12 protein-coding genes, 2 pseudogenes and 1 riboswitch are annotated in these 15,917 nt (G+C 33.1%); of the genes and pseudogenes, 4 read left to right on the top strand and 10 right to left on the bottom strand.

The features are described from left to right. Positions 1-4 precede the first annotated feature (4 nt). Positions 5-1,669 carry an acetolactate synthase AlsS gene (gene alsS, locus SBL16_RS06450; protein WP_107619613.1) on the bottom strand — a complete coding sequence of 555 codons (1,665 nt, stop codon included), beginning with the start codon at positions 1,667-1,669 and terminating at the stop codon, positions 5-7. A gap of 740 nt (positions 1,670-2,409) precedes the next feature. Here alsS and SBL16_RS06445 point away from each other — a divergent pair. Then, on the top strand, positions 2,410-3,861 hold the full coding sequence (locus SBL16_RS06445; protein ID WP_317953308.1) for an APC family permease: 1,452 nt from the start codon (positions 2,410-2,412) through the stop codon (positions 3,859-3,861). Positions 3,862-3,918: 57 nt separating this feature from the next. On the opposite strand, the gene SBL16_RS06440 is transcribed toward SBL16_RS06445, so the two are convergent. Continuing rightward, complete coding sequence (locus SBL16_RS06440; RefSeq protein WP_107611297.1) at positions 3,919-5,256, bottom strand: aspartate aminotransferase family protein; 1,338 nt, start codon at positions 5,254-5,256, stop codon at positions 3,919-3,921. Positions 5,257-5,635: 379 nt separating this feature from the next. Then, on the bottom strand, positions 5,636-6,451 hold the full coding sequence (locus tag SBL16_RS06435; protein WP_053016353.1) for a MetQ/NlpA family ABC transporter substrate-binding protein: 816 nt from the start codon (positions 6,449-6,451) through the stop codon (positions 5,636-5,638). A gap of 113 nt (positions 6,452-6,564) precedes the next feature. Beyond that, positions 6,565-6,671: riboswitch (SAM riboswitch) on the bottom strand. Positions 6,672-6,818: 147 nt separating this feature from the next. Between SBL16_RS06435 and SBL16_RS06430 the strand changes: the two genes are divergently transcribed. Both SBL16_RS06430 and SBL16_RS06425 read left to right on the top strand, forming a co-directional pair. Further along, positions 6,819-7,241 carry a hypothetical protein gene (locus tag SBL16_RS06430; protein ID WP_107611295.1) on the top strand — a complete coding sequence of 141 codons (423 nt, stop codon included), beginning with the start codon at positions 6,819-6,821 and terminating at the stop codon, positions 7,239-7,241. Between the two features lie 202 nt (positions 7,242-7,443). Beyond that, positions 7,444-8,070, top strand: coding sequence for a cell surface protein (locus tag SBL16_RS06425; protein ID WP_202112059.1), 627 nt, complete (start codon positions 7,444-7,446; stop codon positions 8,068-8,070). A 160-nt stretch (positions 8,071-8,230) separates the two neighbouring features. Here the strand turns inward: SBL16_RS06425 and SBL16_RS06420 are convergent, their stop codons facing one another. The 3 genes from SBL16_RS06420 to SBL16_RS06410 form a co-directional block, all read right to left on the bottom strand. Continuing rightward, positions 8,231-9,556, bottom strand: coding sequence for a putative glycoside hydrolase (locus SBL16_RS06420; RefSeq protein ID WP_053016350.1), 1,326 nt, complete (start codon positions 9,554-9,556; stop codon positions 8,231-8,233). 316 nt (positions 9,557-9,872) lie between these two features. Beyond that, the gene (locus tag SBL16_RS06415) at positions 9,873-10,619 is read right to left on the bottom strand and encodes an HAD family hydrolase (protein WP_107611293.1); all 747 of its coding nucleotides are present in this window, start codon (positions 10,617-10,619) and stop codon (positions 9,873-9,875) included. A gap of 196 nt (positions 10,620-10,815) precedes the next feature. Beyond that, the gene (locus SBL16_RS06410) at positions 10,816-11,298 is read right to left on the bottom strand and encodes an AAA family ATPase (protein WP_107611292.1); all 483 of its coding nucleotides are present in this window, start codon (positions 11,296-11,298) and stop codon (positions 10,816-10,818) included. Between the two features lie 173 nt (positions 11,299-11,471). Here SBL16_RS06410 and SBL16_RS06405 point away from each other — a divergent pair, with 173 nt between their 5' ends. Continuing rightward, positions 11,472-12,362 carry a fructose bisphosphate aldolase gene (locus SBL16_RS06405; RefSeq protein ID WP_107611291.1) on the top strand — a complete coding sequence of 297 codons (891 nt, stop codon included), beginning with the start codon at positions 11,472-11,474 and terminating at the stop codon, positions 12,360-12,362. A gap of 326 nt (positions 12,363-12,688) precedes the next feature. Here SBL16_RS06405 and SBL16_RS06400 read toward each other — a convergent pair. From SBL16_RS06400 to SBL16_RS06385, 4 genes and pseudogenes are all read right to left on the bottom strand, one after another. Continuing rightward, positions 12,689-13,863: pseudogene (locus SBL16_RS06400) on the bottom strand (FAD-dependent oxidoreductase). 19 nt (positions 13,864-13,882) lie between these two features. Further along, positions 13,883-14,461, bottom strand: a pseudogene (locus SBL16_RS06395) (PadR family transcriptional regulator). 116 nt (positions 14,462-14,577) lie between these two features. Further along, the gene (locus tag SBL16_RS06390) at positions 14,578-14,766 is read right to left on the bottom strand and encodes a YciI family protein (RefSeq protein WP_233641257.1); all 189 of its coding nucleotides are present in this window, start codon (positions 14,764-14,766) and stop codon (positions 14,578-14,580) included. Positions 14,767-14,907: 141 nt separating this feature from the next. Beyond that, positions 14,908-15,759 carry a class I SAM-dependent methyltransferase gene (locus tag SBL16_RS06385; protein WP_107611290.1) on the bottom strand — a complete coding sequence of 284 codons (852 nt, stop codon included), beginning with the start codon at positions 15,757-15,759 and terminating at the stop codon, positions 14,908-14,910. Positions 15,760-15,917: the final 158 nt, after the last annotated feature.

The following is a 15,917-nucleotide window of genomic DNA, read 5'->3' as shown; positions in this document are numbered from 1 at the left end:
ATAATTAATTTAAAGAATCTGGTAATACATTCGTTGATAATTTGATATTGTCTTTATAATTCACTGGGATATCAATTAATACAGGGCCTTCAGTTGCATAGCCTTCTTTTAAAGCCGCTTCTAATTCTTCTTGATTAGTAACACGTAACCCTTTTGCACCGAATGATTCAGCATATTTCACATAATCAACTGGTCCAAATTCAACTCCAGCTGAACGTTTATATTTCATTTCTTCTTGGAACTCTACCATATTATATTTACCGTCATTCCAAATTAATTGGATGATGTTTAAATTTTTACGTACGGCTGTTTCTAAATCTTGACCTGAGAATAGGAAACCGCCATCTCCAGCTACTGACACAACTTGAGTATTTGGGCGCACTAATGCAGCTGCGATTGCCCAAGGTAAAGCAACACCAAGTGTTTGCATACCATTACTAAATAGTAAATGTCTTGGATTGTAACTTCTAAATTTACGTGCCATCCAAATATAATGGCTACCTACGTCTACAGTAACAGTTGTATCGTCAGTTAGTGTTTTTTGCATTGTTTCAATAATTTCTAATGGATGCATTACGCCATCTTCATGTGTGTACTTAATACCTGTTGCTTCAATGACTTCTGCTCTCAAACGTTCTAAGTCATCTAAACGATTTTGATTAATAATAGGTTCATGCACATTTTCAGATAGGAGTTGAATTGTGCCTGCAATATTACCAATTAATTCTTTTTTAGGGCGTAAAAAGTTAGTGATTTCAGCCTGTACTTCATCGATAACTATGATTTCTGTATCTAATTCTTTATTCCAGTTACTTGCTTCGTATTCAATTGGATCATAACCAATTGCAACAACTAAGTCAGCTTTTCTTAATAATTCGTCACCTACTTGGTTACGGAATAAACCGACTCTTCCGAAGAAGTGATTTTCTAATTCACGGTTAAGTACACCGGCACCTTGGAATGTTTCAACAACTGGTAAGTTTGATTTAGCAACTAATTGACGAATTGCTTCAGTTTCTTTCTCACTTGAGCTTCTCATACCTACTAGCAACACTGGGAATTTCGCATATTTTATAGCTTTGATAACGTCTTGAATGTCTTCTAAATTTGGGACACCTAGTTGTGGTTGTTCACATAAATCAATTGCGTTAGATGTTACTGGTGACTCGATAACATCTTGTGGGATACTAATAAAACTTGCACCATTTTTACCTGAAGTCGCTGTACGAATAGCGTTTGTCATTACTTCAGATAGAGACTCAGGATCTTGTACTTCTGCGCTATATTTCGTAGATGATCTTAAAAGAGAAGCGTTATCTACTGCTTGATGCGTCATACGTAATAAATCGTTACGTTTAACTTGACCACCGATAGCTAACACTGGATCACCTTCTGAAGTCGCTGTTAATAATCCAGTTGTTAAGTTACTTACTCCAGGGCCACTTGTTACTAATGCTACACCTGGTTTACCAGTTAAACGACCGATCCCTTGTGCCATCATGGCAGCATTTTGTTCGTGACGTGTCACAATAAGTTCTGGACCATCATCTTCAAGAGCATTAAAGAGATAGTCTATTTTAGCTCCTGGAATACCAAATACGTAATCTACATTATTATTTTTTAAAGTATCAATGACCATGTTTGCAGCAGAGTAGTTTTCTTTAGTCATCTGAATTCATATCCTTTCAAGTTCCGTTTTAAATTTTAATATTAAAAAGAAGCCACCTACATGTCTATTTTTTAAGGGAAAAAGAGGGAAAGACTTAGTTACATGAGTTGTGGCTTCTTTATATTTAAAGTTACTTCATTATTTCATTGTTGCTAGTAATCTCAGTTAGGGATACATATTTAAATGCGAGATGGGAGTCTTCTATCTATGTCAATGGGTGTAATAAATCATAAAGTTTAGCACTACTATGCTAATACAATATAAGGGGATGGATTTACTACACGAAATAGAAGCATTTAAATATGATGTAACTTTATTACATAACTAATTATAGTATGCACTGAACTATTAATAAAATACATATTTTCGATAGAACCTATTCCATAATGGAATAGGTCAACAAACTTTAATTTTTTAGTAAAATACCACTAAATAAAGGTCTAATTACTTGACTTATTGTGTATTTTTAGTATGTTATTCTCGGTCAAAAGACCACTTTTTATATTTTAAGGATAATTTTACTCTTTTTTGTTGTTTTTATTTCTTATTAATCTGTTATAATCAAATCTATCATTTAAAATTTCCTTGTTACACTCTGTCATTTTATAAAAAGTAAGAAAACTTAAAATTTTCAGAAATTTTAGACAAAAATATAAAGTTTTGTGCTAATATAATAAATATTCCAGAGATAACAAGCTAATCTTATAACTCAATATATTAGTAAGTGGAGGTTCATAATTATGGCCAGTTTTTTCAAAAATTTAACTCGAATAGAAGATCCCACAATCTATCAAAATAAAGATGGTCATTTAAAACGTACATTACGCGTTCGAGATTTTCTTGCATTAGGTGTTGGTACGATTGTATCAACTGCAATTTTCACATTGCCTGGCGTTGTAGCTGCTGAACATGGAGGCCCTGCCGTTGCATTATCATTCTTACTTGCAGCGATTGTTGCAGGTTTAGTTGCCTTCTCATATGCCGAAATGGCATCAACAATGCCTTTCGCCGGTTCAGCTTATTCTTGGATTAACGTTTTATTTGGAGAATTCGCTGGATGGGTCGCAGGTTGGGCACTTTTAGCTGAATACTTTATTGCCGTAGCCTTTGTAGCATCCGGATTCTCAGCCAATCTAAGAGGACTCATTTCGCCATTAGGTATTGTATTACCTAAAGCATTATCGAATCCATTCGGAGCTGATGGTGGTGTCATTGATATCATCGCTGCTGTTGTAATCATTATTACAGCAATCATTTTATCACGTGGTATGTCTGAAACAGCACGTGTAGAAAACGTCTTAGTTATCTTAAAAGTATTTGCAATCGTATTATTCATTATCGTAGGTTTAACTGCTATCCAAGCATCAAACTATGTTCCGTTTATTCCAGAACATAAAGTGACTGAAAATGGTGATTTTGGTGGTTGGCAAGGTATTTATGCTGGGGTTTCTATGATATTCTTAGCTTACATTGGTTTCGACTCAATCGCTGCCAACTCTGCAGAAGCCATTAACCCGCAAAGAACAATGCCTCGTGGTATTCTTGGTTCATTAGCTGTAGCATTAGTATTATTCGTAGGTGTAGCACTAGTATTGGTTGGTATGTTCCATTACTCTAGATATGCAGGTAATGCTGAACCTGTTGGTTGGGCACTTCGTCAAAGTGGCCACGGTATTATCGCCGCTGTCATCCAAGCTATTTCAGTAATCGGTATGTTCACTGCTTTAATTGGTATGATGTTAGCAGGATCACGTTTACTTTATTCATTTGGTCGTGATGGTTTATTACCATCTTGGTTATCAAAATTAAATCATAAACATTTACCAAACAGAGCACTTTTAATTCTAACAATTATCGGTGTATTAATTGGTTCAATGTTCCCATTCGCATTCTTAGCACAACTTATCTCTGCAGGAACATTAGTCGCATTTATGTTTGTGTCCCTTGCAATGTATCGTTTAAGAAAACGTGAAGGCAAAGATTTACCAGTACCATCGTTTAAAGTACCATTCTTCCCTGTTTTACCAATAATCACGTTTATTTTAGTATTACTTGTATTCTGGGGATTAAGTTTCGATGCTAAACTATATACTTTAATTTGGTTCGTAGTTGGTATCATCATCTATTTAAGTTATGGTGTTCGACACTCTAAGAAAAATGAAGAAGAAGACTATATTGTACCGAAAGATTAATATAATCAAATAAACTAGAAGAGGCTGGGACATCATTCCTAGCCTCTTCTTTACGTATTACCAACCTTGACCATCAATATTATAGTTATCCAGTTGTCCATCTTGTAACGCTTGCAATGCATTCTCTATTGTATTTAACGCATAATCTAATTGTTCATACGTAATAACTAATGGAGGTTGGAAACGTAGTACATTACCAGCTACTGCAATCAATACAAGACCCTGATCAAAACAATAATTACATATTTTAAGTGCTTCGTCAGAAGCTCTCGTCTTAGCTTGTTTATTTGATACGATATCAATACCAATTGATAAACCTTTACCACGCACATCTCCAACGAAATCATAATCATTCACCCATTGATCCATTCGCTTGCGCACGTAAGCCCCTTTTTCAGAACTAGCAGTTAATAAATCCTCATCTTCAATCATACCTAATGTAGCTAAAGCCGCTTCACAACTTACAGGATTCGCACCAGTTGTAAATAGATGTGCCGGTGCCTCAAGTGTCTCTATGATTTCTTTACGCCCAACAATAGCTGACATCGGTAACCCACCTGCTAGTGATTTACCAAATGTAATTAAATCCGGTGTGAAATTAAAGTGATCAATTGAACTCCATGTCCCAGTTCGCCCTAACCCCTGTTGAATATCATCTACAGCAATTAGAATACCATGTTCACGGCATAACGTTTCTAATGCCTCAAAGTAACCATCTACAGGTTCTAATAGACCTCCGTCACCTTGGATTGTTTCTACAACAATACAAGCCACTTCTTCCGCTGGCACATATTTCGGAAACATTTCTTTTAATGGTGCAAGATACTCTTCAACTGTATTTGCATTTGGCTGCTCAAACATCCCTCTATATTTATCAGGGAATGGAATATGATAAAATCCATTCAATAATGGTCCATAATGTTTGCGCATATTTAAACTAATGGCAGACATGGATAATGATCCAAATGTTGACCCATGATATGCATTTGTGAAACTAATAATGTAAGGGCGCCCCGTATAAGCTCTCGCAAATTTAATAATACCGTCATTCGCATCAGACCCACTTAATCCAAACGTTACACGCTTTTCATAGTCACCTGGAGCAATTTCACATAGCTTTTTAGATAATTTTACTGCTGGTTCATGATACATATATGCGGGTGTATAATGAATAAATTTCTCAGCTTGTTTCTTAATCGCTTCAGTAACTGGTTTAGGTGCGTGTCCTACATTTTGTGAACTTGCACTTGATAATAAATCAATATATTCTTTACCATCCACATCTACTAGTGTCGCACCATAACCATGGTCAATGGCTAATGGATAATATTTTATTCTCCCTGATGCGGCGAAGTATTTCCCATCTTCATTAATTAATTCCTCTGCTTTACTCATATCGGCTCATCCTCCCAAGATAGACCATCCCTTTTGCTTCCCTCTATTTAAAAAGTTCGTCGGCCCTCTAAATAAACACTATTTAAGTGATAATATTCAATATCTTACTAATAATTGTCAGATTTGTAAATATTTTCTGAATAATCAAAAATAATTAAAGTTTGTAATTTTTGGTATTTATTATTTTCTTTCTAAAAAGAGAGGCTGTGACAATATAAAATGTCGCAGCCTACTTTATCATTTTGTCAGTAGCTGACTGATTTGAAAATGCGCTTGAATCAAGCTTTTTTCAAACCTAGTCATCCTTGCCGGGGTAGGACAACGAAATAAATTTTGAGAAAATATTATTTCTGTCCTACTCCCAGTTTAATATGGATAATTATTTACTTTCGTATGGAATTACATCGTCTCCATATTCTTTCTTAATATAATCTTTAATTTCTTTCGATTGCATAACTTTTAATAATTCTTGGAACTTTTTATCATTTTTATGTCCTTCTTGAACAGCAATAATATTGGCAAACGGAGATGATTTACCTTCCATAACTATTGCATCTTTAGAAGGTTTTAAACCATTATCGATGGCATAGTTAGAATTCATAATCACTGCTGCTCCTTCACCATTTTTATATGTCTTTGGTAAAAACTCAGCCCCTTGTTGGTGATTGAATTTTAAATTCTTTTTATTTTCAGCGATATCTTCAAACTTAGCATCTTCAATTTTGACACCTTTTTTCAACTTAATGAGACCTTCATCTACAAAGAATGATAAAAATCGTCCTTCTTCCGCTGGATTATTTGAAACATAAATCGTTGAACCTTCAGGAATATCTTTTAGATTTTTATATTTTTTACTGTATACGCCCATTGGAGTTGTAAATACTTTACCTAATTCTTCTATTTTATATCCATGACTTTTCTTTTCAGCTTTTAAATAAGGTACATGTTGGAAGAAGTTGGCATCTACATCACCTTTATCTAATAATTTATTTGGTACTTTATAATCATTGACTTCTTTAACTTCTAAATCATAACCTTTTTTCTTTAATTGTTCTTTAGCTTTCTTCAACACATCTCCATGGGGTGCAGGTGAAGCAGCAACCGTGATTTTTTTACTATCCTCTTTATCTTTGCCACATCCTGCCAATACAATAACTAAAACTAAAATACTTATCACACTTAACCATTTTTTCATGTATATCGACACCTCTTTTTTAATAAATGATTCAATTACACTTCAACTCTTAAATAGTTAGAAGACATAAAAAAATACTTTCTATTATTTAAGAGAAAGTATCGATACACTTTCTCTTATCTCTTAAAGTATTGTCTACTTTATGTGAATTAGCACCATTTCGTTAAACGACGGTTGCTGGGCTTCTTAGGGCACATCCCTCCACCACTCTTGATAAGAGTTAACAAGTTTTATTGAATTGATATCATATTAGCATTGGATTTTGTCTTGGTCAATATCATTTTTTAAATATTCTAAATTTTTAAAATGTGTGATTCACATTGCCATAGGGAATAGCTTGTTAAACACATTTGAAGGATGGATATTTATGATACGATACAGCTACCACTTTCTTAGCGCATTGCTAATTAGCATTTTATTATTACTTATTATGTTTATTATGGATGTCGTAACACACACGACGCACCTAACTTTGTTATTGATCAATATCGATTTCATCGCTGACCCAAATCAAACACCACTGATTTTAGAACTATTGATTCATATTGTCATTGGATTTTTAATTTACATCACATTTCTAATTATTTATAAATTTTTCAAACCTTTTTACAAAATAAGTTATTTATTACTGATACTCATATTTCTACTATTATATCCATTACTTATTCTATTGGCACAACGTTCATTTTTCCAATTTAGTTGGACAGAATATGGCTTATGGATGATTGCACATTTGATTTTCACTGTTTGCATGGTATGGTCTATCCCTTACTTTTCTAAAAAGAAATGATAAGTTAGCATCATTAAATTTAGTATCACGATTACTTATATTCATAAAAACTTTAATATTGTAAATCTAACTTTACAAATATGTCATTCTTTAAGCTAATTTAAAGTTTCAATATGGTTTACTTTAAAGCCCTATTTTAATTAATTCTGAGTGTTACACTAAGGCTGTAAACGATAAATAATGAAATGAGGTTTTCATTGTGATGAAGGTTTCTCTATTTGCGTCAACACTTATTTCAAGTACAGTATTATTAACTGCGTTTAGCGGACATCAAGCTTTTGCTGCTGATATCGTTACTAAGAATAACGCACAAGAAGTTGCTTCAGAGGCGTTATCAAATAGTGGAGGTAATCCAGATTTACAAAACTTTGGAAAAGCAATCGACAAAGGGGACTATTTTGAAATTAAAAGCCATAATAAAGCAAATGCTGGTTTAGGTGTTTATAAAGTTCATAAAAATGGCCAAGTCGAATATAAAAACGATAAATATAGTAACTTTAATCAACTTCAAAGTGGAGAAACATATGTTGAACACGGTATTGCAAATGCTGCTGAATTAGATGATCAAAAGGAAGAAGCATCTAAAATTAATTCTGTAGATTGTGCGCGTGAATTAAATTCATATTATGTCGGTAACGTTAAATCTAACGAAGTGCCTTCGTCTCAATCAGTAAAAAAACAAGAAAACCATGATAGCACTAACTCTCAATCTTCATTACCTGAAACTGGTCATTCAGACAGTGAACAATCCACTCAATTATTAGGTAGCATTTTCTTATTACTAGGCGGTGCGTTAGTAGCTAAACAATCTCATAAAAAAATCTCATAGAAAAGGGAGTGGGACAGAATTCTTTTAAAATTCGTCGTCCCACCCCCGCAAGGATGACTAGAACTGAGAAAAGCTTGATTTAAGCGCCTTCTCAGTTCAGTCAGCTACTGCGAATTTGCTAAATAGCATTATTATATTATTTATGTCCCAGACTGTTTTTTTATTGATTGCTGTTCCCATTCTCTTCATTACTATCTTTTTTATTGTCGTCTTTATTGTCTTGCTGTTTTGTATCTTGCTCTACACCTTCTGGGTCACGTTCTTTCGCGCTACCTTTTTTAGGATTATAGTTTGCACCTTCAGTATATTCGTTACCCGCATTCCATAGTAAGAATTCATTCACACCATTATCTTTTAAAGCTTGAACTTGCTCAGATACTGCTTTCGCATCATAATCAATATAATTACCATCACCTAAATACGATGCCGTGAAATCTTGAATCCATGGACGAGAAATTGGTTTTTTCTTACCAAGTGAATCTAGTAAACTATTTTCTTTTTGAATGTATCGATTTACTGTTTTGTACGGTTCTGTATCCGGAGCATCTAAACCAAAGTCACCGTTACTCCAATGTGAAGGATAAATCATTGATGAAATCGCATCTACATTTTCAGACATTTTAGGGAAACTTTGACCAATGCCTGGTGCGTTTTTAACTAATGCAGAATAGCCAAATACGTCTGCCGATACGTTAACACCCATTGGTTTCAACTCTTTATTAGCATGTTCTAAGAATTTTGTAATTGTATCAACACGTTGATCTCCTGAACTTAACTTGCTATTTTTGTAGTCACCCTTACTATAAGTTAAACTGTCTGCTTCATTTTCAAAGCCTTCTGGGAAACGCACATAGTCAAATTGGATATCTTGGAATCCAGCTTTAGCTGCTGCTTTAGCGACAGTAATATCATAATCCCATACTTCCTTCATGAATGGGTTAACAAAGCTATCGCCTTTACCATTAGTCCAAACTGACCCATCACTTTCTTTAAATGACCACTCAGGGTGTTCTTCAGCTAATTTAGTATCCTTAAATGTAACGATACGAGCAATTGGATAAATATTGTTATCATGTAATTTTTTCAACAATTTCTTACCATCTACAATATCTAATGTGTTCTTATCCACTTGTTTATTTCCAGTGTTAAGTTTCATTGTGATATTACCTTCATCATCTTTAACATCGATAACCATTGTATTTAATTTAGAATCTTTAATGAACTTTATTAATTCATCGATCTTATCGCCTTGTGTTGAATTGCTTGTGACATAAATACCTTTAACGCCATCTTTAGGGTAATCGACTTTGTTCTCATTCTTGTTTTTGTCATTATTCTTTTTTAATTTCTCGCTTTGACTGTTAGTTTGTTCGTTCTTCTGGCTGTCCCCTTTTTGCCCGCTACTAGATGAATTATCACCATTACTGCACGCAGCGAGTAACAAAGCACTTGTTGTTAATACAGCAAATATTTTGTTCTTTTTCATTCCCTTAGCCTCCGAATATGCTTTATATGTATAATTAGTTTCTCATTATTTAGAATAGTAAGCGATTTGAATAGTTTAATTATCCTAAATAAGAGAACCTAACTTTCTTATAGAATAGCATACTTTATGTACTATTAATCAATATGGCAAAATTTTATATAATAAATTATCTAATATTTGCATGCATTTAATTTTTTAAAATTAATAATACCCTGATTATGTTACAAGAGTTCTGAGATGAGAATTGTCTATCACGCATAAAAATAGAGTGTACAGAAAATGGTTACTTTCTACACACTCTATTTTTCGTATTAAACTAGTTATAAATTGTTAAATCTTTATATTCATCATCAAGGAGCTTTTTTAGTAGAACTTCTATATTATCTTCGCAATAATAAAGTCCATCTTTTATATTTAATTCTGTATCTTTATCAGAACTCGTTAACCAAATGGCAGCCATATTAACATTTAATGAACCCAAGATGTCATTTCTATAAGAATCTCCTATAAACAAGCACTCTTCAGGATTAACGTTTAGTCTAGACGTGACATTTAAAAATGCTTTAGGATCAGGCTTTTCGCAACCTATATTTTCAGATATAAAAATATTCTTTTCAAAAATTGATCTAATATCGAGATTATCAATTTTAATATTCTGTTCTTTAAGCTTTCCATTGGTAAGTATGGCGATGTTTACATTTTCTTTTAATGACATAAGTAAATCATTCATTTTTCTATTAACAGTTATACTAGACAATAACTTAGTAAAAAAGGATTCGAAATACTCGTTGGCTTCTTCGCGAGAAATATTTATATCAAAATGCTGTAAAGTTTTAATTAGTCTTAACTCTCGCAATTCATCTAAGGTAATAACCCCTTCATCATGCTGTTTCCAAAAGTATAAATCATATTTTTTAAATAATTTCATAAAGTCACTATAATCTATATCTTTAAACAACGTATACGCTTCAAACGTATCTTTATTCGCTTTTATCCATAATTTATTAAAAGAAAATAGCGTATTATCTAAATCAAAAATAACCAATTTAACTTTTTTAATCATTACTCACACGCCTTTTTAAATGAATGAAGGTTAAAAAACTCCCTACCTTTAAAACAAATGATAACATAAAACGAACTATTATTCACTTTTCATACAAATAGTTCGTTTTTATTCGTTTTTTATGTCGTTAATAATAAGAAACTATGTTAAATATTTGTAGGTGTTTTTTAAACTAATGAACATCTTGCTGATTATGTTATAGGTTTTTGAGACGTGAATTACTTATAACCCATTTGATATGATCTTGCGTTTTCAGTTGTTGTAACTTGATGAATTCATTATTATTTTCAGGAAATTGCCACACATATTTTATAAATTCAAAACTAATTGTATTCGGATTACCCCCAATACGATGACGTTTCAAATTGTGAATAATCACCCTTTTTATGACACGGTAAATACACTTCCATCTAGGTTCTTTTAACCATATAACGACAGTTGCTCTCTCCAACCTTAAAGGTAGTGTGTCCGAATAATTACCATCAATAATCCAAGTATTTTTAGCAATAATTTGATTAAGCTGTTCAATTAATTCTTCTTGTCTAATCGTCGTTTTGTTATCAATCCAATTGATGTTATCCATATGATATAAAGGTATGCCATACGTTTTATGTAGATGATGCGCTAATGTCGATTTACCAGAGCCTGGACTTCCAATAATTAAAATACGTTTTTCCATTTTCCCCTCACTTAATAAGATTTATTAACTTTATTATCGCTAAATGCGTCTAATTTATGAAACTATAAACTGTAAAATATGAATTTTCAATAAATATAAGTTTTATAACTTGAGAATGAGCTTTATTTTTATCATAATAAATATTAAAGTTAATTAAAGGAGTGGAAAGAGTAATGAATAAAGAACAAGTAGAAAAAATGACAAATGGGAAAGGTTTTATCGCAGCGTTAGATCAAAGTGGCGGTAGTACTCCTAAAGCATTGAAAGAGTATGGTGTAAACGAGGACGAATATAGCAATGATGACGAAATGTTCCAACTTGTGCACGATATGCGTACTAGAGTTGTAACTTCACCTTCATTCTCTCCAGACAAAATTTTAGGTGCTATCCTTTTCGAACAAACTATGGATCGTGAAGTTGAAGGCAAATACACTGGTGACTACTTAGCAGACAAAGGTGTTGTACCTTTCTTAAAAGTCGACAAAGGTTTAGCTAAACAACAAAACGGTGTTCAATTAATGAAACCTATCGATGATTTAGACGATACTTTAGACCGTGCGGTTGAACGTCATATCTTCGGTACTAAAATGCGTTCTAATATCTTAGAATTAAATGAACAAGGTATCAAAGATGTTGTTGAACAACAATTTGAATTCGCTAAAAAAATCATCGCTAAAGGTTTAGTACCAATCATTGAACCTGAAGTTAACATTAACGCTAAAGATAAAGCTGAAATTGAAGAAGTATTAAAAGCTGAACTTAAAAAAGGCTTAGATGCTTTAAACGATGATCAATTAGTAATGTTAAAATTAACTATCCCAACTAAAGCTAACTTATACAAAGAATTAGCAGATCATCCAAATGTTGTACGCGTGGTTGTATTATCAGGTGGTTACAGCAGAGACGAAGCTAACAAATTATTGAAAGACAATGATGAATTAATCGCAAGCTTCTCACGTGCATTAGCAAGCGACTTACGCGCTAGCCAATCACAAGAAGAGTTTGATAAAGCATTAGGTGACGCAGTAGATTCAATCTACGACGCATCAGTAAATAAAAACTAAGGTGCGAAGAAAAGCGTTCAGGTCGTGAGCAATAAAGAGCTATGAGCAAAAATCACTCTCTGATTTTAGCGATTAGCGTATTATTGTCGAACGATCTGCTTTTCGTAGCCCGTTTATCACTAGGTGCGAAAGTGAGCGTTTAGGTTGCGAACAATTACTAGCATCAAGCGAAAACTGTTCTTTAGTTTTAGCGCGATGCGTATAATTGTTGAGCAGACTGCTCACTGTAGCCCGTTTATCATTCCGGCGAAGTGCTCTACAACTTCACTCGAATATTTAAAAGCCGACTGGTTATTTCAACCGGCCGGCTTTTCTAATATATTCTATTATTGATTATGTGTTTGATGCTCCTCAAACAAATCCCCTACTTGATTGAAGAAATCGCCAAACGTTTTCGCAGCATTGTTACTAAACATTATTTCTAAATTAGCTTGTGATTCACTTGCACTTTGTTCAGATGCTTCATACATATTTTCTTCATAAGCTTTTAATGCACTTTGTAAGTCAGCATGACCTTTTAACGCTTCAGCTAATAAATATGCATCGTAAAATGCCATATTAACGCCCTCACCCGCAAATGGACTCATTAAATGCGCAGCATCACCAATTAATGTTAAATTTGGTTGATTATCCCATTTAAACCCTATTGGCAATTTATAAATACGACGTAATAATAAATCATCACCTGCATATTCAATATATTTTTTTAAATCTTCATCCCAATCTGCAAAATCTTTCATTAACTGATTTTTAATTTCAGTTTTAGACATTGCTTTAAATTCATCAAATGTCTCATAATCCATTTTATAAGACATATAAACTTTAATACGTCCGTCGCCATTAACTTGTCCAAGTATTGCTTTATTATCTCCAAAGGCCATCATTTTACCGTTTTTATTAAATCTTGCTAAATCGGGATATTGATTAAATACGTCTTCTACATTCAATTCAACCATTGAAATACCATTATATTCTGCATCACATTAGCCAAATATGGTCTTACTTTTGAAAAGGCACCATCAGCCCCAATAACAAAATTAAATATTTCATTACTATCATCATCAAACATCACTTCAATTTGTTCATTTTCTAAATATTTCAATGAATTAAACGCCTTATCATATATAACTGTGCCATCATTCAATTGTGCTGAAATAATATCACATAGTTCACCACGATCAATCTCTGGACGACCGCCTTCAATTTCAAGGTCTGCTGTTTCTTCATAATAAAGGTTTCCAGCTTTATCTAATACGCGTGTGTCTTCACCTTCAAAACGTGCAAGTTCTCTAAATTCATCAATAATACCAGCTTCTTTTAGTGCCAATTGACCACTTTCTTCGTGAATATCTAAAGAACCTCCACGATCACTATTAACATTTAAGCCTGCTTTTTCAAAGATTTTAACCCCAAATCCTTGTTGTTGTAAGAGAAGACCAAGCATTAAACCGCCAGGCCCTCCACCAATGATACCTACATTTTTTACATCTTTAATATTCATAACCCTTACCCCCAAATGATTATTTATAGAAACGTTCTAATTTTTGTTTAGTTTCCTCAATAAATACATTTAATTCTTTTTGTTTTTCTTCATCTTGTAATGCGCTTTGACTTGCTTTCATAAATCCATAGAATAATCCTTGTAATTGTTCACGAGATGCTTTCATCTGTTCAAAATCTACATTTTTAAATTGTTCTAAGCGTTTTGTGAATTCATCTTGGTCTACATTCTCTTTTAAAAAAGTTTTACCTTCATCTGTAATTGTGTAGATTTTTTTGTTACCTTCTTTAGAAATTGATACAAAATCTCTATCTTCTAACATTTGTAATATTGGATAAACTGAACCAGGACTTGGTGAATAGAAACCTTTGAAGCGTTCTTCTAAATCTTTAATGATTTGGTAACCATGACGTGATTACTCTTCTAACATTTGTAAAATAATAAATTGTAGATTACCTTTTTTGAAGAATCTATCTCGACCTCCACCACGTCGTCCAAAACCACCAAATCCCTCAAAACCTTGTGGCCCTTTACTTCTACCAAATTGTTCAAAATGATCCATTCCTTGTCTTATATCTTGCATATGTCTTCTAAACATCATTAAAATCACCTTTTCTTTTATATTTAATTAATTGCTTTTTCGATATATCGAAATAATTATAATAAAAATAAATACTACACCAACAAACCCTGTCAGAATAGTATTTAAGATTATTATTCATTATTAAATTCTTCGTTTGTGAGTTGCTCGAGATTACCGAATAATGGTTTCCACTCTTCAATGGTATAATTTGAAATCAATCCCTTATACCAAAATGGATCTTTCTCAAGTAATGTCATTAATTCGTCTCGATTTTTAACTTTAAATATTAAATAAGCTTCTTTTATATCTTTTCCGCGCATTCACTGTAGGACCAGAAACGATTAAATGTCCTTGTTTGATTAATTTCTTCAAATATAAAACATGTGGAACAACGTACTTTTTCCATCTTTTTAAATCAGTGTGTTCAAATTTTACGATGTAGTGTTTCATCGAATGCTCCTCTAAACTTGAATCAATACTTTACCAAATTTACCCCCAGTGATAACAAGTACGGTATCGCCATATTTATCTCGTAAATAGTGTTCTACGCTTGCAAGTTGCTGTTCATCTAGTTCCACTTCTACTTCTTTTAACCATTGTGGCAATTGTTGCATCACATCTTCAATTGGTTTGTCATTATGTTGCGTATGGCGTTCGATTAATGTTTCATAAGTATAATCATTAAAGTATAACAACTGTAATAAATAATACATATCCGCCGTCATAGGTTGACTTTCTTCATCTAAAAATGCCACGACTTCATCGACAATTGAGTTTTCCTTAGGTCCTGCAATTAAACTGACATAAACATATTTCTGTGCAATATCGATTGCCTTGCTAACCGCTTCCCACGTCGTCACTGCTGGACACATTGACGCAAAAACTAAATCATGCTGCCCTAATTCTTCTAGCTGAGCATCTTCAAACGATTGATTTAATGTTTTAAGTGCTACACCGTAATGATTTGCATTATCTTTTAACATGTCATGTAAAATTGGCGATGGTTCCAACGCTGTAACTTTTGCACCTTCTTTAGCAAACGGGACACTGAACACTCCTGACGCAGCCCCTACATCTAACACACTTAAATTACTAAATGGACCTGTTTGTTGTTCAATCCAATTCATAATACGTTTCGTACGTTGCTGACTTTCTTCTGTAAAAGAATTTTTATTAAAGTTTTCAGCCCACTTTTCAAAACCTGGTGCCGATGGATCACCTAAACCTGCACGTTTCATCCTTTTATCCTGAGTATTAGGGTCAGCTTCCCACTCTTTCTCCCAATATTGATTACTAAATATATCTTTTGTCATAAGTAATCTCCTTTTTATTTGATACCCTCATCTTAACCACTCTTGTATAGTTCATAAACTAATTCGCATTCTTATTAAAAAAAGCTTTCAACCAATCCAAAGCAAGTTAGCTACGCTTTGAAAATGATTGAAAGCTAATGTTGTATTCTATTATTCCT

The organism is Staphylococcus sp. NWU MK-U1 (genome assembly GCF_033283505.1).
Taxonomy (GTDB): Bacteria; Bacillota; Bacilli; order Staphylococcales; family Staphylococcaceae; genus Staphylococcus; species Staphylococcus haemolyticus.
This window is presented reverse-complemented; position numbering and strand designations above follow the sequence as displayed.